Origin of the sequence: Dokdonella sp. (genome assembly GCF_019634845.1) — a bacterium.
Taxonomy (GTDB): Bacteria; Pseudomonadota; Gammaproteobacteria; order Xanthomonadales; family Rhodanobacteraceae; genus Dokdonella_A.
The window spans coordinates 17,613-38,793 of sequence record NZ_JAHCAQ010000022.1 but is presented as its reverse complement, the minus strand read 5'-3'; the positions used below and the strand labels follow the sequence as shown (position 1 = coordinate 38,793).

17 protein-coding genes are annotated in these 21,181 nt (G+C 69.8%); 9 read left to right on the top strand and 8 right to left on the bottom strand.

Features of this window, described 5'->3' with window-relative positions:
- Together KF903_RS13690 and KF903_RS13685 are read left to right on the top strand one after the other, a co-directional pair.
- Positions 1-1,966 (top strand): WD40 repeat domain-containing protein (locus tag KF903_RS13690; protein ID WP_291215934.1); only part of this gene is annotated, 1,966 nt, incomplete at its 5' end.
- A 227-nt stretch (positions 1,967-2,193) separates the two neighbouring features.
- Positions 2,194-3,204: a class I fructose-bisphosphate aldolase gene (locus KF903_RS13685; RefSeq protein ID WP_291215931.1), complete on the top strand. Its 1,011-nt coding sequence runs from the start codon at positions 2,194-2,196 to the stop codon at positions 3,202-3,204.
- Between the two features lie 114 nt (positions 3,205-3,318).
- Here the strand turns inward: KF903_RS13685 and cysK are convergent, their stop codons facing one another.
- Together cysK and cysG are read right to left on the bottom strand one after the other, a co-directional pair.
- Positions 3,319-4,296, bottom strand: a complete 978-nt coding sequence (cysK, locus tag KF903_RS13680) for a cysteine synthase A (protein ID WP_291215928.1) — start codon at positions 4,294-4,296, stop codon at positions 3,319-3,321.
- 20 nt (positions 4,297-4,316) lie between these two features.
- Positions 4,317-5,744, bottom strand: a complete 1,428-nt coding sequence (cysG, locus tag KF903_RS13675) for a siroheme synthase CysG (protein WP_291215926.1) — start codon at positions 5,742-5,744, stop codon at positions 4,317-4,319.
- Between the two features lie 315 nt (positions 5,745-6,059).
- Between cysG and KF903_RS13670 the strand changes: the two genes are divergently transcribed.
- The gene (locus tag KF903_RS13670; protein ID WP_291215924.1) at positions 6,060-7,046 is read left to right on the top strand and encodes a LysR substrate-binding domain-containing protein; all 987 of its coding nucleotides are present in this window, start codon (positions 6,060-6,062) and stop codon (positions 7,044-7,046) included.
- Positions 7,047-7,092: 46 nt separating this feature from the next.
- Here the strand turns inward: KF903_RS13670 and KF903_RS13665 are convergent, their stop codons facing one another.
- The 3 genes from KF903_RS13665 to KF903_RS13655 all read right to left on the bottom strand — a co-directional run bounded on the left by KF903_RS13665 (position 7,093) and on the right by KF903_RS13655 (position 11,417).
- Complete coding sequence (locus KF903_RS13665; RefSeq protein WP_291215921.1) at positions 7,093-7,815, bottom strand: phosphoadenylyl-sulfate reductase; 723 nt, start codon at positions 7,813-7,815, stop codon at positions 7,093-7,095.
- Positions 7,812-9,497 (bottom strand): assimilatory sulfite reductase (NADPH) hemoprotein subunit, encoded by a 1,686-nt coding sequence (gene cysI, locus KF903_RS13660; protein ID WP_291215918.1) that lies wholly within the window; start codon positions 9,495-9,497, stop codon positions 7,812-7,814. Before cysI ends, KF903_RS13665 begins: the two co-directional genes overlap by 4 nt.
- Positions 9,498-9,602: 105 nt before the next feature.
- Positions 9,603-11,417 carry an assimilatory sulfite reductase (NADPH) flavoprotein subunit gene (locus KF903_RS13655; RefSeq protein ID WP_291215916.1) on the bottom strand — a complete coding sequence of 605 codons (1,815 nt, stop codon included), beginning with the start codon at positions 11,415-11,417 and terminating at the stop codon, positions 9,603-9,605.
- Positions 11,418-11,714: 297 nt separating this feature from the next.
- Here KF903_RS13655 and KF903_RS13650 point away from each other — a divergent pair, with 297 nt between their 5' ends.
- The 6 genes from KF903_RS13650 to KF903_RS13625 are packed head-to-tail and all read left to right on the top strand — an operon-like array spanning position 11,715 to position 16,516.
- On the top strand, positions 11,715-12,188 hold the full coding sequence (locus tag KF903_RS13650; protein ID WP_291215914.1) for a MarR family winged helix-turn-helix transcriptional regulator: 474 nt from the start codon (positions 11,715-11,717) through the stop codon (positions 12,186-12,188).
- On the top strand, positions 12,185-13,294 hold the full coding sequence (locus KF903_RS13645) for an HlyD family secretion protein (RefSeq protein ID WP_291215911.1): 1,110 nt from the start codon (positions 12,185-12,187) through the stop codon (positions 13,292-13,294). The genes KF903_RS13650 and KF903_RS13645 overlap by 4 nt, the downstream gene beginning before the upstream one ends.
- 44 nt (positions 13,295-13,338) lie before the next feature.
- Positions 13,339-13,533: a hypothetical protein gene (locus KF903_RS13640; protein ID WP_291215908.1), complete on the top strand. Its 195-nt coding sequence runs from the start codon at positions 13,339-13,341 to the stop codon at positions 13,531-13,533.
- Between the two features lie 12 nt (positions 13,534-13,545).
- A complete protein-coding gene (locus KF903_RS13635) occupies positions 13,546-15,075 on the top strand; it encodes a DHA2 family efflux MFS transporter permease subunit (RefSeq protein WP_291215905.1) in 1,530 nt (509 codons plus the stop codon).
- A 36-nt stretch (positions 15,076-15,111) separates the two neighbouring features.
- Positions 15,112-15,678 (top strand): GNAT family protein, encoded by a 567-nt coding sequence (locus KF903_RS13630; protein ID WP_291215902.1) that lies wholly within the window; start codon positions 15,112-15,114, stop codon positions 15,676-15,678.
- Positions 15,668-16,516, top strand: a complete 849-nt coding sequence (locus KF903_RS13625; protein WP_291215899.1) for a TrmH family RNA methyltransferase — start codon at positions 15,668-15,670, stop codon at positions 16,514-16,516. Before KF903_RS13630 ends, KF903_RS13625 begins: the two co-directional genes overlap by 11 nt.
- Before the next feature lie 1,323 nt (positions 16,517-17,839).
- Here the strand turns inward: KF903_RS13625 and KF903_RS13620 are convergent.
- From KF903_RS13620 to KF903_RS13610, 3 genes are all read right to left on the bottom strand, one after another.
- Positions 17,840-19,270 (bottom strand): M20/M25/M40 family metallo-hydrolase, encoded by a 1,431-nt coding sequence (locus KF903_RS13620; RefSeq protein ID WP_291215896.1) that lies wholly within the window; start codon positions 19,268-19,270, stop codon positions 17,840-17,842.
- 108 nt (positions 19,271-19,378) lie between these two features.
- Positions 19,379-19,774, bottom strand: a complete 396-nt coding sequence (gene mscL / locus KF903_RS13615) for a large-conductance mechanosensitive channel protein MscL (protein ID WP_291215894.1) — start codon at positions 19,772-19,774, stop codon at positions 19,379-19,381.
- 102 nt (positions 19,775-19,876) lie between these two features.
- Positions 19,877-20,575, bottom strand: coding sequence for a fumarylacetoacetate hydrolase family protein (locus KF903_RS13610; RefSeq protein WP_291215890.1), 699 nt, complete (start codon positions 20,573-20,575; stop codon positions 19,877-19,879).
- Positions 20,576-21,181 lie beyond the last annotated feature (606 nt).

The following is a 21,181-nucleotide window of genomic DNA, read 5'->3' as shown; positions in this document are numbered from 1 at the left end:
CGCGCTGGCGCCGGGCCTGCCGCGCGGCAGCGTGTTGACCGTGCTCGCCGTGCTCATCCTCGGTGGCGTCTGGTGGCAACTGCGTGGACGCGGAGCGGCGCCGCAGGCCGCGGCGACCGCACCTGCGGCGGCCGTCGCCGATGCGCGCTGGCTGCAGCCGAGCGGCGCCGCGCTCGACGTGCCGGTCGATGCGCGTGCGATCCTCACCCGTACCGGCGACACCGTGGTGCTGGGCGCACCCAATGGCTGGTACCTGCAGTCGCTGGCGGGCAAGACGCCGCCGAGCCGCGTGAGCCTGCCGCCGGGCCGGCGCCTGCTCGGCACGCTTGAGGAAGGTCGCCTCGCGCTGCTCGACGGCGATGAACTGCTCGCGCTCGATCCGCTCAAGGGCGACAGCAAGGTGCTCGCGCGCCTGCCGCGCGATTTTCCGCGCAATGCGCCGCTCCAGATCGCGCCCGATGCGCGCACGCTGCTCGTCACGCAGGGCGATGACCGGATGGCCTATCGCGTCGACTCGGCCCAGCTCAAGCCGCTCGGCAGGCTGGCGGGCGGAGGCGGCGCCGGCACCGTCGTGCTCGGGCGCGACTGGATCGTGCTCGCCGCGCCGGGCGCGCGGCACCTGCGCGTCTATCGCAGTGCCGACGCGACGCTGGCGAGCGAGCAGCCACTCGACGCGGCGCAGGTGCGCGAACTGCGCCTGCTCGACGCCCCGCCGCGCGTCGCGGTGGCGGGCTTCGGCCCCGAGATCCGCGTCTTTGCGCTCGACGATGCGGCACCGCCGCGCACGCTGTCGCTCGCGCGCGGCGCGCAGTCGCTGGCGTGGCTGCCCGACTATCCGACGTTGCTGGCCGCCGGCGAGAGCGGGCTGGCGCTGTGGCGTGACAACGAATGGCTGGCCGAGCGCCATGCCGAGGTGGCGCCGGAACCGGGCGCGCTGAATGCCGATGGCGACGGCGTGCTGCTGCTCGACACGGCTGCCCATCGCCTCACGCGCTTCGCCTACGGCAACCTCCCGATCGCGGCGCGCCACGCGCTGGGTGGGCAGGAGGTGTGGGCCCTGCATGCGGATGCCGCCAGCGGCGACGTGTACGCGGGCACGCGCGACGGCCTCGTGCATCGGCTGCGTGAAGGCGCACTCGACGAGCATCGCCTGCACGCCGATGGCGTGACCGCGCTGGCTGGTGACGGCGCGCACCTGGCCAGTGCCTCGGACGACCGCACGGTGGCGATCTGGAACCTGCCGGCGATGACGGTGCAGTGGCGCACACACGGCCATGACTACCTCGTCAACCAGTTGCAGTTGCAGGGCGATTCGCTGTGGTCGAGTTCATCCGATGGCACGCTCAAGCGCTGGCGCTGGCCGACGCTCGAGGAGGAGGAGACGGTCGACCTGCGCAGGCTCGGCGGCGCTGCCGGACTGAGCCTGCATGCCTTCGTCGTCGATGCGGGCGCGAATCGCGCGCTGGTGGGGACCTGGAACCACCTCGTGCTGCTGGCCGAGCGCGAGGCGGCGGGCTGGAAGCTGCAGCAGCTGCCGATCGAGAGCTGGGGCGGCTACCACGTGGTCGACCTGCCGCGCGTCGAGCTCACGCTCGTGCAGGGCACCGCGCCCACGCGCATGTACGCATGGGACTGGCGCGCGCGCGCGCTGTACGAGATTCCCGCGTTCGGCCTGCAGTTCTACGGCTTGACCGGTGATGGCAGCGGTGGCGCCGCATTTGCGGCCGGCAGCGGCGCGATCGTGCGCTACGTGTTCTCGCGCGATGCCAATGGCGAGCCACGCTGGTTCGGCGCGGTCGGGTTCGACAGCGCACTGGGCGCACTCACCGCCGCCGACTACGACGCGGCGCGCCACCGGCTGTGGGTCGCCGACGACCAGGGCACGTTGCAGGGGCTGGATGTCGAGGCGCTGCGCCTGCCGCCCGCGCACGGTGGCGTGGCGAAGCGCCGCAGCACCGCGCGCTGACTCGGTCGGATCGGCCGCGCCACCGCGGGCGGGGTCAGGTAGTGGCCACAAGTGACTGATTCGCCGACGCGACGGGCGAACGCGGCGCGCTGCTCGCGCGTATCGAGCCGGGTTCGGCGCCAGCCGGCAGGCGTGCCCCGGAAGCTGAACCCGGGTGGTGTGCTGGGCTACAATTGGCGGTTCTTCCCGGCGCCGGTGGGCGCGAATTTCCTTGTACGGAGTCCATGATGAGTATCGAAGAGCTCGAAAGCATTGCCCAGGCCATGGTCGCTCCCGGCAAGGGCATCATCGCGATCGACGAATCCACCGGCACGATCAAGAAGCGGTTCGATTCGGTCAACGTGCCCAACACCGAGGAAAACCGCCGCGCCTACCGCGAGATGCTGCTCACGGCGCCGAGGCTGTCCGAGCACATTTCGGGCGCGATCCTCTACGACGAGACGATCCGCCAGGCGACCAAGGCCGGCGTGCCGTTCACCCGCCTCATGAGCGAGGCCGGCATCCTGCCCGGGATCAAGGTCGACCTCGGCGCCAAGGCGCTGGCCGGCTTCCCCGGTGAGCTCGTCACCGAAGGGCTCGACGGCCTGCGCGAGCGCCTGGCCGAGTACGCCAAGCTCGGCGCCAAGTTCGCCAAGTGGCGTGCGGTCATCACGATCGGCGAAGACACGCCCAGCGGCACCTGCATCGAGGCCAATTCGCACGCCCTCGCGCGCTACGCCGCGCTGTGCCAGGAAGCGGGCATCGTGCCGATGGTCGAGCCCGAAGTGCTGATGGACGGCGACCATGACATCGACGTCTGCTACGAAGTCACCGAAGCCACGCTGCGCTCGCTGTTCGGTGCGCTGTACGAGCACAACGTGCTGCTCGAAGGCACGATCCTCAAGGCGAGCATGGTGGTGTCGGGCAAGGATTGCCCCGATCAGGCCGACGTCGAGGAAGTGGCCGAGGCGACGATCCGCTGCCTCAAAGCATCGGTGCCGGCCAATCTGCCCGGCATCGTGTTCCTGTCGGGTGGCCAGAGCGACGAGCAGGCCACCGCGCACCTCAATGCGATGAACCAGATGGGCCCGCATCCGTGGCCGCTGTCGTTCTCCTACGGCCGCGCGATGCAGAGCGCCGCGCTCAAGCTGTGGGCCAAGGACATGCAGGCCAATTTCGCCGACGCGCAGAAGACCGTGTTCGCGCGTGCGCGCGACAACGGCCTGGCCGCGCTGGGGCAGTGGAAGAAGTCGGCCTGAGCGTCCGCGCCGCGCCATGTCGGCGCGGCGCTGCGGAGTGGTCTGCAACGGGCGCCGCTGGCGCCCGTTGTTGTTGCGGCGCCATGGCGCTGGCGCGCAGTTCGGCGCGGCGTCTCAGGCCGCGTCCTGCCTGGGCGCCTCGAGCGCAGCCAGCCATTCGTCGTCGGAGCCTTCGTTGAAGCCTTCGAACAGGAAGGTCGACAGATAGCGCTCGCCGGTGTCGGGCAGCATTGCCAGCAGCACCGAGCCTTCGGGCGCATGCTGCGCCACGCGCAGCGCGGCCGCTGCGGTCGCGCCCGAGGACAGTCCCACGAACACGCCTTCCTCGGCGGCCAGGCGCCGCGCCGTATCGCGTGCGAGCACGTCGTCGATGGTTTCGACCTGGTGGGCCACCGTGCGCGACAGCACGCCGGGCAGGAAGTCGGGGGTCCAGCCCTGGATCTTGTGCGGACTCCACGCCTGGCCCGAGAGCAGTGGCGCCGCGGCCGGCTCGGCCGCCACGATCCTGACTTCGGGTCGCGCCAGCCGCAGCACTTCGCCGACGCCCGTGAGCGTGCCGCCGGTGCCCCAGCCGCTGACGAAGTAGTCCAGGCGCTTGCCGGCGAAGTCGGCGATGATCTCGGCGCCGGTGGTGCTGCGATGGTAGGCCGGGTTGGCCTCGTTCTCGAACTGGCTGGCGAGGAACCAGCCGTGCCGGCGGGCCAGTTCCTCGGCTTTGCGCACCATGCCGACGCCGCGCTCGGCCGCGGCGGTGAGGATGACCTTGCCGCCATAGGCGCGGATGAGCTTGCGTCGTTCGAGCGAGAAGGTTTCGGTCATCACCGCGACGAACTTGTAGCCGCGCGCCGCGGCAACCATTGCCAGCGCCACGCCGGTGTTGCCCGAGGTCGCCTCCACGATGGTGTCGCCGGGCTTGAGCAGGCCACGCGCTTCGGCATCGAGCACGATGCCGAGCGCGAGGCGATCCTTGACCGAGCCACCCGGATTGAATGCCTCGACCTTGACGTACAGGTCGACATGCCGGGGGGCGATGCGGTGCAGTTTGACGATCGGCGTGCGGCCGATGGCATCGAGGATGTTCGAGTAGATCATGGCGGGTCTCCGTGGCGGTGTCAGGCGGCGTCGGGCCAGGCCCGAATCGGGCTGGCCGGAGTGAGTGGCGGGGTGCCGAACCAATGCAGGGTCGGTGCGAGCGCGGCGACTTCGCCGAGGATCAGCAGGGCTGGCGACACCACCGCATGCGCACGCGCGAGCCGCGGCAGTTCCTCCAGTGCCCCCGTGATCACGCGCTGGTCGCAGCGCGAGCCGTTCTCGATGAGCGCAAACGGCGTCGCCGCGGCACGGCCATGCGCCAGCAGGCGCTCGCGCAGCGTGGCCAGTTCCGCCACGCCCATGTAGATCGCCAGCGTCTGGCGTTCCTGCGCCAGCGCGGTCCAGTCCAGCGCATCGAGCGAGTCGCGGCAGTGCGCGGTCACCAGCCGCACCGAGCGCGCATGTTCGCGATGGGTGAGCGGCACGCCGGCATAGGCGGCGCAGGCCAGTGCTGCGGTGATGCCAGGCACGACCTCGAAGGCGACGCCATGCGCGCGCAGGAATTCGAGTTCTTCGCCGCCGCGGCCGAATACGAACGGGTCGCCGCCCTTGAGCCGCACCACGCGCCGGCCGGCGCGCACGTGGGCCAGCAGCAGCGCGTGGATCTGGTCCTGGGTGGTGGAGTGGCGCCCGGCTTCCTTGCCGACGGCGATGCGCGCCGCGTCGCGCCGCGCCAGCTCGAGGATCTCCGGCGCAACGAGGCGGTCATGCAGGATCACGTCGGCCTCGTTGAGCGCGCGCAGCGCATTGAGCGTGAGCAGACCCGGGTCGCCGGCGCCGGCGCCGACCAGTGCCACGCTGCCGCGCGTGTCGGCGGCGTGGCCAAGCAGGCTGCGCTCGAACGTGCGTTCGGCCGCTGCGGTCTGGGCGCGGCGCAGTTGCGCCAGCAGCGGGCCGTCGAGCAGGTTGGCGTAGAAGCGGCGCCGCGTGGCCGGTTCTGGCAGGCGTTCGCGGATGCGTTCGCGCTGGTGCTGCAGCAGCGCGGCGAGCGGGCCGAGCGCCGTGTCGAGCAGCGTTTCCAGCCGCTGGCGCAGCCAGCGCGTCAGCATCGGCGCGCCGCCGCCGGAGGAAATCGCCACCTGCAGCGGTTCGCGTCGAACCACGGCCGGCACGTGGAACGTCGACAACGCGGCATCGTCGACCACGTTGGCCAGCACGCGCCGCGCAGCCGCATCGGCGGCCACGCGGCGGTTCAGTCGCTGATCGTCGCTGGCGACCACCACGAGCCAGACCGCGTCGAGCTGCGCCGCTGCGTAGGCGTCGGCCAGATGCTGCACGCGGCCCGCGCGCACGAGGGCGGCGACGTCGCTGCCCAGCCGCGCCGCGGTGACGGCCACGCGGGCACCGGCCGCCAGCAGCAGCGCGACCTTGCGCGCGGCCACCTCGCCGGCCCCGATCACGAGGACGGCGCGGTCGTTGAGGTCGGCGAACAACGGGAACAGCGACATCGGTTTGGCCGTGTGGATGGCTGGGCGTCCGATGCTGCGCCGGTGCCATGGTCGGTGCAAATGACCGCGGCCGGCGCCGATATGCCGGCCGGTAATGATGCGCTGGCGTGCCAGAGCGGTCTGGCCGAATACGTCAGTCAGACGTCTGGACGTCCAAACGGATTGCAGATATGCTGGCCAGCACACCGGCTTCAGGCCGCCCGGTCACTGCCAGGCAGACACGATGAACCACGCAACCAGCAAACGAATGTGTTGTCGTCGCGCGACGTCCTGCCGCAGCCATGCCCGATTGCGACCCCTGCCGGATCCCACCTCATGACTCTCGCCCAACTGCGTTATCTCATCGCCATCGCCGATTCAGGCCTCAACATCACGCTTGCCGCCGAACGCGTGCACGCCACCCAACCCGGCCTCAGCAAGCAGCTCAAGCAGCTCGAGGAAGAACTCGGCTTCACGTTGTTCACGCGCCGCGGCAAGAGTCTCGACGCCGTCACCGCCGCTGGCGCCAAGGTCATCGAGCGCGCCCGCATCATCGTGGTCGAGGCGGCCAATATCCGCGCCCTGGCCGCCAACCTGCGCAGCGAGGCGCATGGCGACCTGCGCATCGCCACCACCCACACCCAGGCGCGCTACGCGCTGCCGAAGGCGATCGCGGGACTGCGCAAGCGCTTTCCCGACGTTGGCGTGCATCTGCAGCCGGGCGGCGACGCCGAGATCCTCGAGTTGCTCGACCGTGGCGAAACCGACCTCGCGGTGATGTCCACCGCAGGCAGCCGACCCGAAGGGCTCGCGCTGCCGGTGTATCGCTGGGATCGCGTCGCACTGGTGCCGCGCGGTCACGCCTTGACCCGGCTCGGTCATGCGCCGACGCTGGCTGATCTGGCGGCCTATCCGCTCGTCAGCTACGAGTCCTCGCTCAAGCCCGAGTCCTCGCTGCGGCGCGCGTTCGATGCCGCCGGCCTCGAGTTCAAGCTCGCATTCACCGCGCGCGACGCCGATCTCATCCGCACCTATGTCGGCGCCGGCCTCGGCGTCGGCATCCTCGCCGAGATGGCGCTCGATGCGGACGAACGCGAACTCGCGGCGCTGCCGATCGACGGCCCGCTGCCGACCTGCACCACCTGGATCGTGCTGCGCCGCGACCGCGTGCTGCGAGACTACGCCCTCGAGTTCATCGCGCGGCTGGCGCCGCAGCTTGACCGCCGCGACGTGCGGCGCGCGTTCGATCACGGCATCGCCGCCGAACAATGGCCCGAACCGCCGCGCTGGCGCGATCTCGACGCGGCGCGGCTGGCGGCCTGATCCACCCTCGCGCCGCTGCCCGCGGTGGTGGACCGGTGGCAGCGGTTCAGATCTCCAGGTGCAGGCCGCATTCGCGCTTGAGACCGAAGAAGCGCGTGTCCTCGGCCGCCATGCCGGGTTCCAGCCGCTGCGTCGTGTGCACGTCACCGATCGACACATAGCCCTCGTCCCACAGCGGGTGATAGGGCAGGTCGTGGCGGGCGAGGTAGTGGCCGATGTCGCGATCGCTCCAGTCGGCGATCGGGTGTGCCTTCCAGCGCCCGTTGCGGCGCTCGAGGAATTCGCGCCCGGCGCGACTGCGGGCCTGACTGCGGCGCAGGCCCGAGTACCAGGTCTGCGCGCCGAGTTCGCCCAGCGCGCGCTGCATCGGTTCGATCTTGGCGAGGTGGTTGTAGCGTTCGATCCCATCCACACCCTGCTCCCACAGGCGGCCGTGGCGCGCTTCGAGCCAGGCGGCGCCAAGCGAGGGTCGATAGACCTTGAGATTGAGTCCGAGCCGCGCGGTGAGCGCGTCGGCGAAGCGATAGGTCTCGGCAAACAGGTAGCCGGTGTCGATGAGGATCACCGGCATGTCGGGCGCGCGCGTGGCCAGGAGATGCAGCATGGCGGCGGCCTGCGCGCCGAAGCTCGATGACAGCACCTGCGGCTGGGGCAGCATGCGCAGCATCCAGTCCAGGCGCTGCTCGGCGTCGAGCCCGGCCATGCGTGCGTTGAGCGCGGCCAGCACCGTCGGGTCGTTGGCAGCGTGGTCGAGGTCGGGCCGTTTCATGCTTGGGCCTGCGCAACGGCCGCTGCGCCCTCGACCACGCCGCTGCGCACGAGGAAGTCGCCAAATCCCTCGCCCGCCGTACGCTGCGCTGCGTAGCGCGCGAACAGCGCGTCGAGTTCGGCGAGGATCGCGTCCTCGGCGATGTTCTCGCGATGCAGGCGATTGAGGCGGCGCCCGCCGACGTCGGCACCCAGGCGCAGGTCGTAGCGGCCCGGCGCGCGGCCGATCAGCGCGATCTCGCCCAGATACGGTCGCGCGCAGCCGTTCGGGCAGCCCGACAGGCGCAGACCGATCGGCGCCTCGCTGAGGCCATGCGCGGCGAGCAGGGCGTCGAGACGGTCGAGCAAGGTCGGCAGGTAACGCTCGGCTTCGGCCATCGCCAAGCCACAGGTTGGCAGTGCGACGCAGGCGATCGCGTGGCGACGGATGCCGCTGCTGCGGCGCCACCGGTCCAGGCCATGCGCGCGCACCAGCGCGTCGATGCGTTTGCGCTCGCCGGTCTCGACGTTGGCGATGATGAGGTTCTGGTTGCAGGTGAGGCGGATATCGCCGCGATGGACCTGGGCGATCTCGCGCATGCCGGTGAGCCAGGTCGCGCCGGGTCGGTCGGTGATGCGACCGGACTCGACCGCGAGCGTCAGATGCCAGCGGCCATCGCTGCCTTCGAGCCAGCCGTAGCGGTCGCCGTTGTGGTCGAACCGGAACGGGCGTACTGGCGCCAGCGCAAAACCCAGGCGCTGTTCGAGCTCGGTGACGAACGTGTCGACACCGCGGCGATCGAGCGTGTACTTGAGGCGCGCATGCCTGCGTTCGCAGCGATCGCCCCAGTCGCGTTGGATCGCGATCACCTGCTCGGCCAGCGCGAGCACGCGCTCGGGCGGCACGAAGCCGATCAGCGTGCCCAGGCGCGGGTAGGTGCTCGCATCGCCTGCGCTCGCACCCATGCCGCCGCCGACCGCGACGTTGAAGCCAGCCAGTTCGCCCTGCTCGACGATCGCGATGAGGCCGAGGTCCTGCGCCAACACGTCAATGTCGTTGGTCGGCGGGATGGCGACACCGATCTTGAATTTGCGCGGCAGGTAGGTGGGGCCGTACAGCGGCTCGCTCTCCTCGCTGCCGGCGACCTGCTGCTCGTCGAGCCAGATCTCGTGGTAGGCGCGCGTCCTGGGCAGGAACTGCTCCGACAGGCGCCGCGCCCAGTCCCAGGCGATGGCGTGCGCGGCCGACTCCACCGGATTGACCGAGGCCACCACGTTGCGGTTGACGTCGCCGCAGGCCGCGATCGTGCTCGACAGGTTGGCGTTGATCGCGGCGATCGTGGCCTTGAGCCGGTGCTTGAGCACGCCATGCAGCTGGAAGGTCTGGCGCGTGGTGATGCGCAGGCTGCCGCCGGCGTACTCGCGCGCGATCGCGTCGAAGGCGAGCCATTGCTGCGGCGTGACCACGCCGCCGGGCAGACGCGCGCGGATCATGAACGAATAGGCCGGTTCGAGCTTCTGCAGGCGACGCTCCTCGCGCAGGTCGCGATCGTCCTGCTGGTAGCTGCCGTGGAACTTGAGCAGGCGATTGTCGGCGTGGCTGATCGCGCCGGTGACCGGATCGGCCAGCGACTCGACGAGGCTGCCGCGCAGCAGGCGGCTGGCGGCCTTGATGTGTTCGACTTCGGAAAGCTGGCGGGTCATGACGAAGGCTCGCTGCGGATGGAAACGACGCCAGTGCGGCGCCGGCCAGGCGGAACGCAGGCGCACCGACAGGCCAGGCCGGCGCCGATCGGCGCCGGCTTGTGGTCAGTAGACGTCGCGCACATAGCGCCCCGATTCGGCCAATTCGGCCAGCTGCTCCGCGGCGCGTTCGCTGTCGACGCCGCCGTGGGCAGCCACGATCTCGACGAGCGCGGCGTGCACGTCGCGCGCCATGCGGCTCGCATCGCCGCACACGTACAGGTAGGCACCGCCTGCGAGGCGCGCGTGCAGTTCACGCCCGTGCTCGCGCAGACGGTCCTGCACGTGGCACTTGGCGCCATCGCGTGAGAAGGCGAGGTCGAGACGGTCGAGACTGCCTGTGCGCAGCGCCTCCTGCCATTCGCTCTGGTAGAGGAACTCGCTGCGGAAGTGGCGATTGCCGAACACGAGCCAGTTGCGACCGCTCGCGCCGGTCTCGCGGCGCTCTTGCACGAAGGCGCGGAACGGCGCCACGCCGGTACCGGGACCGATCATGATGATGTCACGCGCAGGGTCGGCAGGCAGACGGAAGCGCTCGTCGGGCTCGACGTACACCGGCAGCGGCGCCGTGTCGTCGAGCTGCGCGAGGCACTGCGATGCAGCGCCGACGCGGCGCTCGCCGTCGAATGTGTAGTCGACCACGCCGACGGTCAGGTGCACTTCCTCGCCGACCGCCTTGCGGCTGGAGGCGATCGAGTACAGGCGTGGTGCGAGTGGACGCAGCGTGGCGACGAGATCGTCGGCCGACCAGGTGGCTGGCCAGGCACGCAGCAGGTCGAGCGGCTGGCGGCTGGCGAGCAGGCGCGCCAGTTGCTCGCGCTGGTCCGCTTCGAGCAGGCGCGCCAGTTCGGCGCTGCGCGCGCGCTCGGCCTGCGCCGCGACCAGCGGCCGTGCCAGGCGGGTCAGTTCGCGCTCGCGCGTGAGCCACTCGCGCAGCGGCTGGCTACGGCCGTCATGGTTGACGGTCTGCGCGCCGTCGAGCTTGAGTGTGGCCAGCAGCGCGTCGACGAGCCAGGCCGGATTGGTCGGCCATACGCCGAGCGCATCGCCTGGTTCGTAGTCGAGCTGGGCGCCCTCGAGCGACAGTTCGATGTGGCGCACGTCGCGCGTGCTGTCGCGGCCGACGATGCGCTGGTTGGCGAGCAGCGCCGCCGCGAACGGTCGCTCGCGTGTCCATGCGGCCGGTGTCGGCGCCGCCGTGGTGCGCAGCGGCGTCACGTTTGCCACCGGTGGCGGCGTCGGCTTCAGGTGCTCGCGCGCAAGGTCGAGCGTGCGGCCGAGCCACGGCGTCGCCACCGTGTCGATGTCGAGATCGGCCTCGCCCAGCGCCTGCAACGCGGTCGCGCCGAGTTCGCGCAATCGTGCATCGACGCGGCGACCGGTCAGGCAGAACTGCGGGTAGCTCGAATCGCCCAGTGCCAGTACCGCGTAGTGCAGTTCGGGCAGGCGCGGCGCGCGCTTGCTGCCGAGGAAGTCGAGGAAGCCGCGTGCGTCGTCGGGCGGGTCGCCATCGCCGTGGGTGCTGATCACGACCACGAGCAGGCGCTCCTGCCTGAGCTCGCGCTGCGGATAGGCGCCGCTGCGCAGCACGCGCACGGCCAGGCCGGCCGCTTCGGCAGCGCCCGCGAGTCGTTCGGCGATGCGGCGCGCGTTGCCGGTCTGGCTGCCGTAGAGGATCGTCAGGCGCGCTTGCGGCGCCGCCGCGGCAAGTGGCGCCGCCGCAGCGCCGCCGGCTGCCGGCGCGGCACCGCGCGCCAGCGCGGCGGCATAACCCGACAGCCACCACAGCGCGCTGGCGTCCAGGCCTTCGAGCAGCGGCAGCAACGCCGTGGCGCGGGTCTCGGGTAGGGGCAACGGCGGCAGCGCGGCGACGGCAGACATGCAAACGGGCTCCATATGGACGTCCAGACGTCCATGACGGAATCCTAGTCGGGAGCTTGGAAGGCACGGAAAGGACGTCGCGGCATGCGCATATGCAGCCCGGGCAGTGGCCGGTCGCGGCGGAATTGCGCGGAGCCGGCGCCGGCCCGGCGGTGTGACATGGCGCGATCGGCCGCCATGCGGCGGCGCGTTGCCCTGCGGGCTGTCTGCATTCTGAACCGGCATGTTGCGCCGCAGAAAACATGTACTCGCGAGTATTGATAAATGGTTGCCTAGGACATAATATTCGCGGCCACCATGATCCAGACCCAAGACAACACGTTCGCCTATCTGCTGCACGACGTGACGCGCCTGCTGCGCAAGCACTTCGACCGCCGCGCCACGCACTTGCAGCTCACGCGCGCGCAGTGGCGGGCGCTCAAGGTGATCGAGCATCGCCCCGGCCTCAGCCAGGCCGAGCTCGCCGACCATCTCGACATGGAGCCGATCCCGGTCGGCCGCGTGATCGATCGCCTGCAGAAGGCTGGCTATGTCGAGCGCCGCGCCGATCCGGCCGATCGGCGCCGCTGGTGCCTGCATCTCACCGGCAAGGCCGACGGCGTGATCGCGCAGATGGAAGTGATCGGCGCGGGCCTGCGCGAGGATGCGCTGCGCCATGTCGATGGTGACGACTTCAAGGCCATGCTGCGCGCACTCGCGCAGCTCAAGGGCAACCTCGTCGCGCTCGACCAGAACATCGGCGCCGACTCGAACCAGCGCAGGGCGTCATGAACGCATCGACCGAAACCGACGACGCCCAGGGCGGCGCCCCACGCAATTGGCTGCGTATCCTGTCGTGGACCGCCGGCCCGGCGCTCGTGCTCGGCATCGGCGGCTGGCTGTACCTGGGTTCGGGGCGCTATGCCTCGACCGACAATGCCTACGTGCAGGCCGACCGCGTGACGATCGCGGCGCAGATCGGTGGCCGCGTGGTCGAAGTCGACGTGCGCGAAAACCAGGCGGTCAAGCGCGGCGACCTCCTGTTCCGCATCGACCCCGAGCCGTTGCAGATCGCGCTCGCGCGCGCGCAGGCGCAGGCCGAGTCCGTGCGCAGCATGCTCAATGCGGCGCGCAACGGTTATGAGGCGGCGCAGGCCGACGTGCGCTCGGCGCAGGCCGACCTGGGCTACAAGCAACAGCAGTTCGCCCGCATGCACGAGCTGCGCGCACGCGGCCTCGTCGCGCAGCAGTCGCTCGATGATGCGGCCAACACGCTGGCCGCGGCGCGGGCCAAGCTCGAATCGAACCGCGCCGCCGCGACCAAGGCGCAGAACCTGCTTGGCGGCCTGCCGCAGACACCCGACGAGGATCTGGCTGCCTACAAGCTCGCGCAGGCGCAGCTGGCGGCCGCCCGGCTCGACCTCGAACACGCGACCGTGCGCGCGCCGATGGACGGCACGATCGGCAAGACCACGCTGCTGGCGGGCGATTTCCTCGCCGCCGGCCAGGCAGCGATGCCGTTGGTGGCCGATACACCGTGGATCGACGCCAACTTCAAGGAAACCGACCTCACCCATGTGCGCGTGGGCCAGCCGGCGACGATCGAGGTGGACACCTTTCCCGGGCGCAAGTGGCAGGCGCGCGTGGCTTCGATCAGCCCCGCCTCGAGCGCCGAGTTCGCGCTGCTGCCGGCACAGAATGCGACCGGCAACTGGGTCAAGATCGTGCAGCGCATTCCGGTGCGCCTCTCCATCGAAAGTGCACAAGATCACGGCATGATCCTGCGTGCCGGCATGAGCGCGGTGGTGTCGATCGATACCGGCGAAGCCAATTCCGTGCTCGGCCGTTGGCGTGGTTCGACCGAGGCGGCGCAACGCGTCGCGCAGGCCGGCCACTGAACGGCGCTGCGCACGTTTCCGCCATTCCACTGTTGGAGCCTTCCATGTTCGCCATCTTCACCGCGTTAACGGCAGTTCCGGCCGCCGCGCGTGACACCGATGCCGCCAGCGCGTCGCGCAAGGCGCAACGGCCGCTGTTCGACAACGCCGAGGACATCGGCACCCTGATGCCGGTCTACACCGAGATCGCGCAGCGCCTGTCGCGCAACGCCTACACGAGTTACGGCGCCACGCTGTAAGCGTCACCCCCGATGAGCGCCGCGCCTGTCAGCCATCGCGAGGTCGCCAATCGCGGCCTGCTGGTCGTGTCGGTGATGCTGACCACGCTCATGCAGGCGCTCGACACCACGATCGCCAACGTCGCCCTGCCGAACATGCAGGGCAGCCTCGCCGCGACCCAGGACCAGATCGCCTGGGTGCTCACCTCCTACATCGTCGCCGCCGCGATCGCCACACCCGCCACCGGCTGGCTGGCCTCGATCATGGGCCGGCGCCGCCTGCTGCTGATCGCGATCGCCGGCTTCACCATCGCCTCGGTACTGTGCGGACTCGCCACCGGCATCGGCGCGATGGTCGCGTTTCGCCTGCTGCAAGGGCTGTTTGGCGCCTCGCTGGTGCCGCTGTCGCAATCGACCCTGCTCGACGTCTATCCGCGCGAGAAGCACGGCTCGGCGATGGCGCTGTGGGGCATGGGTGTCATGGTCGGGCCGATTCTCGGTCCACCGCTCGGTGGCTGGTTGACCGAGACCTGGAGCTGGCACTGGGTGTTTTTCATCAACGTGCCGGTCGGCATCCTCGCCCTGCTCGGCGTGGCGGCCAGCCTGCCCAGCGACGACACCCGTCGCACGCGCTTCGACTGGCGTGGCTTTGCCTTCCTCGCCGTCGGCGTCGGCGCGCTGCAACTGTTCCTCGACCGCGGCGAGCTGCTCGACTGGTGGAACTCGAGCGAGATCCGCATCGAACTCGCGCTGGCCTGCCTGGGCTTCTACCTGTACGCGGTGCACTGGAAGTTCAGCCGCACGCCGTTCGTCGATCTGGGTCTGTTCGCCGACCGCAACTTCCTCGCCAGCAACATCCTCATCTTCGTGGTCGGCATCGTGCTGTTCGCGACGATGGCGCTGTTGCCGCCGTACATGCAGAACCTGATGGGCTATCCGGTCATCGCCACCGGCGTGTTGCTGGCGCCACGCGGCGTCGGCACGTTGCTGGCGATGCTGGTGGTCGGCCGACTGCTCGCGCGCGGCGCCGACGCGCGCCTCGTCGCCGCGGTCGGCATGCTGCTGACCGCGCTGTCGTTGTGGCAGATGACCGGCTTCAACCTCGACGTGCCGCAGTCGCTCATCATCGAGACCGGCATCCTGCAGGGCATCGGCATCGGTCTCGTGTTCGTGCCGATCTCGACCGTGGCCTACTCGACCTTGCCAATGGCGGTACGCACCGAGGCGGCCGGCATCTACAGCTTGACCCGCAACATCGGCTCCAGCGTCGGCATCTCGATCGTGATGGCGCTGTTGTCGCGCAATACGCAGGTCAACCACGCCGAGATCGCGGCGCGGCTCACGCCGTTCGGCAGCAATGCCGGCCTGCTGCGCGATGCGCTGCAGACGGGCGGTCATTCCGGCCTGGCCGCCCTCAACGCCGAAGTCACGCGCCAGGCCGGCGGCATCGCCTTCCTCAACGACTTCCACCTCATGATGCTGCTGACGTTGGCCGCGATCCCGCTGTTGGCGCTGCTGCGTCCGCCGCGGCACATGGCCGCGGCCGCCGCGGTCGCGGAGTGACGTCGACGACGGGTCCGGCTCGTGTAGCATCCGCGCATGAGCACGCGCTGGCCACTGCCGGAACTCGACTGCGGACGCGCGCGCCTGCGTGCGTGGCGACTCGATGACCTCGCCAGCCTCGTCGCCAGCGCCAACGACGAGAGCGTGTCGCGCGGCTTGCGCGACCGTTTCCCCTATCCGTACACCGGCGAGGATGGCCGCGGCTGGCTCGAGCATGCCGCGCGCAACGCCGACCCGCGCGACCGCGCCTGGGCGCTCGAGGTTGCTGGCGATGCGGTTGGCGGCGTGAGCCTGCATCTGGGCCGCGACGTGCACCGCCACAGTGCCGAACTCGGCTACTGGCTCGCACAGCGGTTGTGGAACCGCGGCCTCATGCGCGAAGTGCTCGGCGCCTTCGTGCCGCGGGCGATGGATGCGTTCGCGCTGCATCGCGTGCAGGCCAGCGTGTACGAAGGCAACCCGGCCTCGATGCGCGTGCTCGAGCATTGCGGCTTCGAGCATGAGGGCGTGGCCAAGTCAGCCGTCGTCAAGCATGGTCGGCTGCTCGACATTCACCTGTATGCGCGCACGCGGCGCGAATTGGCTGACCTGCATGAAACGTGATCGACCCACCCCGGCCGCCGCTTCGCCGTGGCAACAACGGCCCTCGGGCGCGCGCCCGCGCGTGCCCGAGGGCGAGCCAATGCCGCGCGCCGGCGAGCGCAATGCCGAAACACGCCTGTATGGCCTCAACGCCTGCCTGGCGGCGTTCGCGCACCGGCCGACGGCCTTGCGCAAGGTCTACCTCGTGCAAGCGCGCATTCCGGCGCTGCAGCAGGTACTGGCCTGGTGCGTGAGCCACCGGCTTGGCTACCGCGTGGTCGAGGCGGCCGATCTCGACCGGCTCACGGCCTCGCGCCACCACGAGGGCGTGTGCTTCGACCTCGTGCGCAGCGCGCCGCTGACGCTGAGCGACCTGCTCGCCGCCACGCCGCCCAACCCTGCGCCGGCCCTGCTGCTGTGGCTCGATGGCGTCGGCAATCCGCACAATCTCGGCGCGCTGCTGCGCAGTGCCGCGCACTTTGGCGTCTGCGGTGTGGTCACGCCACCCGCCATCGAAGTCTCGGGTGCCGCCGCGCGCGTCGCCGAAGGCGCGGCCGAGATCGTGCCACTGGCGCACGCCGATGCCGCCGCGCCTGCGCTCGCTGCGTTGCGCGCGCAGGGCTATGCGATCGCGGCAACCGTGCCGCGTGACGGCGCAGCACTGTACGCCACGCCGCTGCCGGCGCGCCTGGTGCTGGTGTTCGGCGCCGAAGGCGAAGGCATGAGCCAAGCGCTCATCGACGCCGCCGACCTGCGCCTGACGATTCCCGGCAGCGGCACGGTCGAGAGCCTCAACGTCGCGGCGAGTGTCGCTGTCGTGCTCGGCGAATACTGGCGCACGCACGTTGCCTTGGGCTGAGTGGGTGAGGGGTGTTCGCTGCCGCTGCGTTGGTGGCGGCATGCGCCGGTTGGCTTGGGCGCTGATTCGATCGTTGGCTTCTTTGCGAAAACCGACTCACGTCCGTGGTGGGTTCGTCCCGCATCCCTGCGGGCCGGTTCCTTTTCTTTGCATGCCCAAAGAAAAGGAACCAAAAGAAAGGGCACCCCACCGGCCACGGTCGCGCGCCGGCGGCGCGCGACTGCGCGCGGGCGCTACGGGGGTTTGCCGACAGTGCATCCGTGCACTGACGGCAAACGCGGCGCGATCCCTCGCGCCGCCCCTGCGGGCCTGCCCTTCGCCCCCGCGCCGTGGCCAAAGGGGAATATGGCCAGCATGCAAGGACAGTGGGTGTACTCACGGTGTGGGCTTGGGCGCGCAGGAGCGCGCTGCTTTTCCCCCGGCCCGCAGGGATGCGGGACGAACCCACCACGGACGTGAGTCGGTTTTCGCGAAGACGCAGCCGGGATTCGCGGAGCGCGGTCTGGGCGACGTCACAGCGCGGGCTTGGGCGCGCAGGAGCGCGCTGCTTTTCCCCCCGGGCCCGTCGGCGGCGACGGACGGCGGCCGAAGCGGCCCGCAGGGGGAGCGCGAGGGATCGCGCTCATTGCGCCGTCAGCACAGGGAGGTGCTGTCGGCGCAACCGGCCGCCGGGGGTGGACCTTGCGCACAGGAGGTGCGCAAGGCGGCGCCGCGAGGGCTGCCCTTCTCTTTGGTGACTTTCTCTTGGGCAAGCAAGAGAAAGACACCGGCCCGCAGGGATGCGGGACGAACCCACCAGGGACGTGAGTCGGTTTTCGCGAAGACGCAGCCGGGATTCGCGGGCCACGGTCTGGGCGACGTCACAGCGCGGACTTGGGCGCGCAGGAGCGCGCTGCTTTTCCCCGGGCCCGTCGGCGGCGACGGACGGCGGCCGAAGCGGCCCGCAGGGGGAGCGCGAGGGATCGCGCTCATTGCGCCGTCAGCACACGGAGGTGCTGTCGGCGCAACCGGCCGCCGGGAGTGGACCTTGCGCACAGGAGGTGCGCAAGGCGACGCCGTGAGGGCTGCCCTTCTCTTTGGTGACTTTCTCTTGGGCAAGCAAGAGAAAGACACCGGCCCGCAGGGATGCGGGACGAACCCACCAGGGACGTGAGTCGGTTTTCGCAAAGAAGCCAACGATCGAATCAGCGCCCAAGCCAACCGGCACAAACCGCCTGAGCGGCACGAATCGAACCCACCACAAACGTGAGTCGGCTTCCGCAACGAAGCCGACGATCAGCGAAACCCCCAGGACCCGTGCGCCAGCGGTGAGCGGCGGGACGCTCAGTCCCGCGGCTTGTCGTTGGCGAAAGCGCCCGGTCGCGAGCCGAAGTCACCCTGGGCCTGCGCGGCGAGGTAGGCCACCACTGCATACACGGCGACGTTCTGGCGCAGGTTGGCGGGGTCGATCTTGTCGAAGGTGTCGTTGGCCGTGTGATGCAGGTCGAAATAGCGGGTGGCGTCCTGGTGCAGCGACAGACCGGCCATGCCGACCTTGTGGATCGCCGACAGGTCCGAGCCGCCGCTGCCGGGCTGGCTGGCGTCGTAGGCGACGCCGAGCGGTTCGAGCGTTTTGGCGATCTGCGCGATCGCCGCGCGCGCCTCGGGCTTGACGCTCGCGGTGGCGAGGTAGATGCGGTCGGCGCCGAGGTCCGATTCGCTGCCGAGCACGATCTTGGCGATCTCCTTGCGATGTGCTTCGGCGTAGGCCTTGGCGCCGTACAGACCCGACTCCTCGTTGGCGAAGGCGACCACGCGGATGCTGCGTGCCGGGCGCAGCGGCAGGTCGGCGATGAGCCTGGCGGCTGCGGTGGCGATGGCCACGCCGGCGGCGTCGTCGATGGCGCCGGTGCCCAGGTCCCACGAATCCAGGTGCCCACCCATGAGGTAGTACTCGTCGGGCCGCTTGCTGCCGGTGAATTCGCCGATGACGTTGGCGCCCGTGTACTGGCCATCGAAGCCGCAATCCAGTTGCAGTTCGACCTTGAGCGGCTTGCCGCCGGCAAGGATGCGCTCGACCTGGTCGGCGTCGGGGGCCGCCAGCGCTGCCGCCGGGATCGGGGTGACGTCGTCGCCGAAATGGGTCACGCCGGTGTGCGGCAGGCGGTCCTGGTCGGTGCCGGCGCTGCGCAGCAGGAATGCGACGGCACCCTTGCCCGATGCGAGCGCCGGGCCAAACGTGCGCACGCTCGAGCCGATGCCGTAATCCTCGCCGCTGCGCTTGGCGTGCATGCGCGCGCCGACATAGACGATCCTGCCGCGCACACTGGCCGGGTCGGCGTTCTTGAGCGCCTCGAGCGTATCGAAGCCGACCACCTCGGCGCTGAGGCCACCGGCCGGCGTGGCCGGCGAATAGCCGAGCGCGGTGGCCGCCAGCGGCTGCGGGTAGGGCGCGAGGATTGCGGCCCGTTCGCTGCGGCGCTGCCACTTTGGAAACGTCACCGGCTCGGTCCAGACCTTGTCGAAGCCAAGTGCCTTGAAGCGTGCCACGGTCCATTCGCGGGCCTTGAGATCGGCCTCGCTGCCGGCCAGACGTGGTCCGACCTGCGTGGTCAGGTCGCGCGTGAAGGCGAGCGCGACCTCGTCCTTGAGCCCGGCCTCGCGCAACTGCGTGGCGGTCGCGAGCGCCGCGTCGGGGATCACCGTGTCCTTGCCGGCGGCAAGTGCGAGCGGCGGAGCGAGCAGAAGCAGGGCGAGCGGCAGCAAGCGGCGCATGGCGGAGTCCCTCGTGGCGGAACGCCGATTATGCGCGCAGCGGGCCGGCCCGCTTTGGGCCAAAGGTCATGCCTGTGCAGCCATTGGCCGCACAGGCCGTCCAGACGGCTACTTGCCCTGCTTGAGCAGGTCGCGGATCTCGCTGAGCAGGGCAACTTCGGGTGGCGGTGCGGCCGGTTCGGCCGCCTTCTTGCGCAGCGCCGTGTTCATGAGTTTGACCACGATGAAGATCGCGAAGGCGATGATCGTGAACTGGATGATCGTGTTGAGGAAGGCGCCAAACTGGATCGCGACCTCGCCCTTGCCGTCGACCGCTTCCTTGAGGATCCACTTGTAGGCCGAGAAATCCACGCCGCCGATCAGCAGACCGATCGGCGGCATGATGATCTGGTCGACCAGTGAGGTGACGATCTTGCCGAAGGCGGCGCCGATCACTACGCCGACGGCGAGGTCGATGGCATTGCCGCGCGCGGCGAATTCCTTGAATTCGGTAAACAGGCTCATCGGTGATCTCCGTTCAGGGTATGGCAGGTCAACACGGCGGCTGATTGTGCGCCGGCGCGCGCCATGCCGTCAGCACGCGACACCATTGTTTGCCACCGCCGTTCAGGTGATGTGTGCGTGCAGGCCGGCGATGCCGGTGAGGCTCGCCTCGAGTCGATCGCCGCGGACGAGCGGGCCGACTCCGGCCGGGGTGCCGGTGTAGATGAGATCGCCCGGCGCCAGCGTCCACAGCAGCGACAGCTCGTGGATGATCGCGGCGACGTCGAACAGCATGTCGGCGATGTCGCCATGCTGGCGCTGCTCGCCGTTGATCGCGAGCGTGAGCGCGGCGGCCTGCGGATGGCCGCAGCGCGCCACCGGCACCAACACCGAAGCCGGCGCCGAGGCATCGAAACCCTTGGCTGCGTCCCAGGGCTGGCCCTTGGTCTTGGCGATCGCCTGCAGGTCGCGGCGCGTGAGATCGAGGCCGACCCCGTAACCATGCACGCAGTCGAGTGCGTGCTCGCGCGCAATGTCGCGCCCACCGCGGGCGAGCGCGACGATCATCTCGACCTCGTGGTGAAGCTCCTGCGTCGCGGGCGGATACGGCACCTCGATGCCGTGGCCCTCATCGGCGACGAGCGCATCGGCGGGCTTCATGAAGAACAGCGGCTGGCCACGCTCGACCGGCGCGCCCATCTCGCGCGCATGCTCGGCGTAGTTGCGGCCGATGCAGTAGATGCGGTGCACGGCCAGGCGCGCGTCGCTGCCGGCGATCGCGAGGCTCGGGTGCGGTGGTGGAGGGAAGGCGTAGGCGCTCATGCGCGCAAGTGTAGGCGACAGTGGCATCCCGCGACAGCATCCGGCCAAGGTCGTTTGATCCGCGTTCGAATCGGATTTGAAGAATCAAGCAACGTTGACGCAGCGTCGCGCTCCACGCGCCGATCCGTGGCGCGGCATGATGCTGACGATCCCCGGCGTCGGCTTTGCGCGCGGACATCGGCCGCGCGGTTGTCCGCCGCGGGGCGCATTCGGAGAATGCGGGGCATCAAGAAGCGCGCTGATTTTGCTGACTTGGTCACATTTTTGTGCGTTCTCGGTTGACACGCCGCAGTCACGTAGTCATGGTTCTCCTGCCATGCAAAGTGGATCGTCTAGCAAGCGATTCGCGTGACGACCAGCGGCCGAGGACACGTGCGCGCCTCGGTGAAAATGACCACTATCAGGCTGTTGAGAGAGACAGCCTGATAGCGTGACCAAGGGGTGGATCGCACGCGGATCGACGACGCAAGTGGGTGATTTTGCTAACGCGAACCTTGGCCAGTACTGGACTCGCTGAGTTGAGAAGATGCAAGGGGCTATTTTGGTTCAACACCTTGCTGCGGTGGGAACAGTTGTGCCGATCAGTACGGTGACGTTAATACCAGT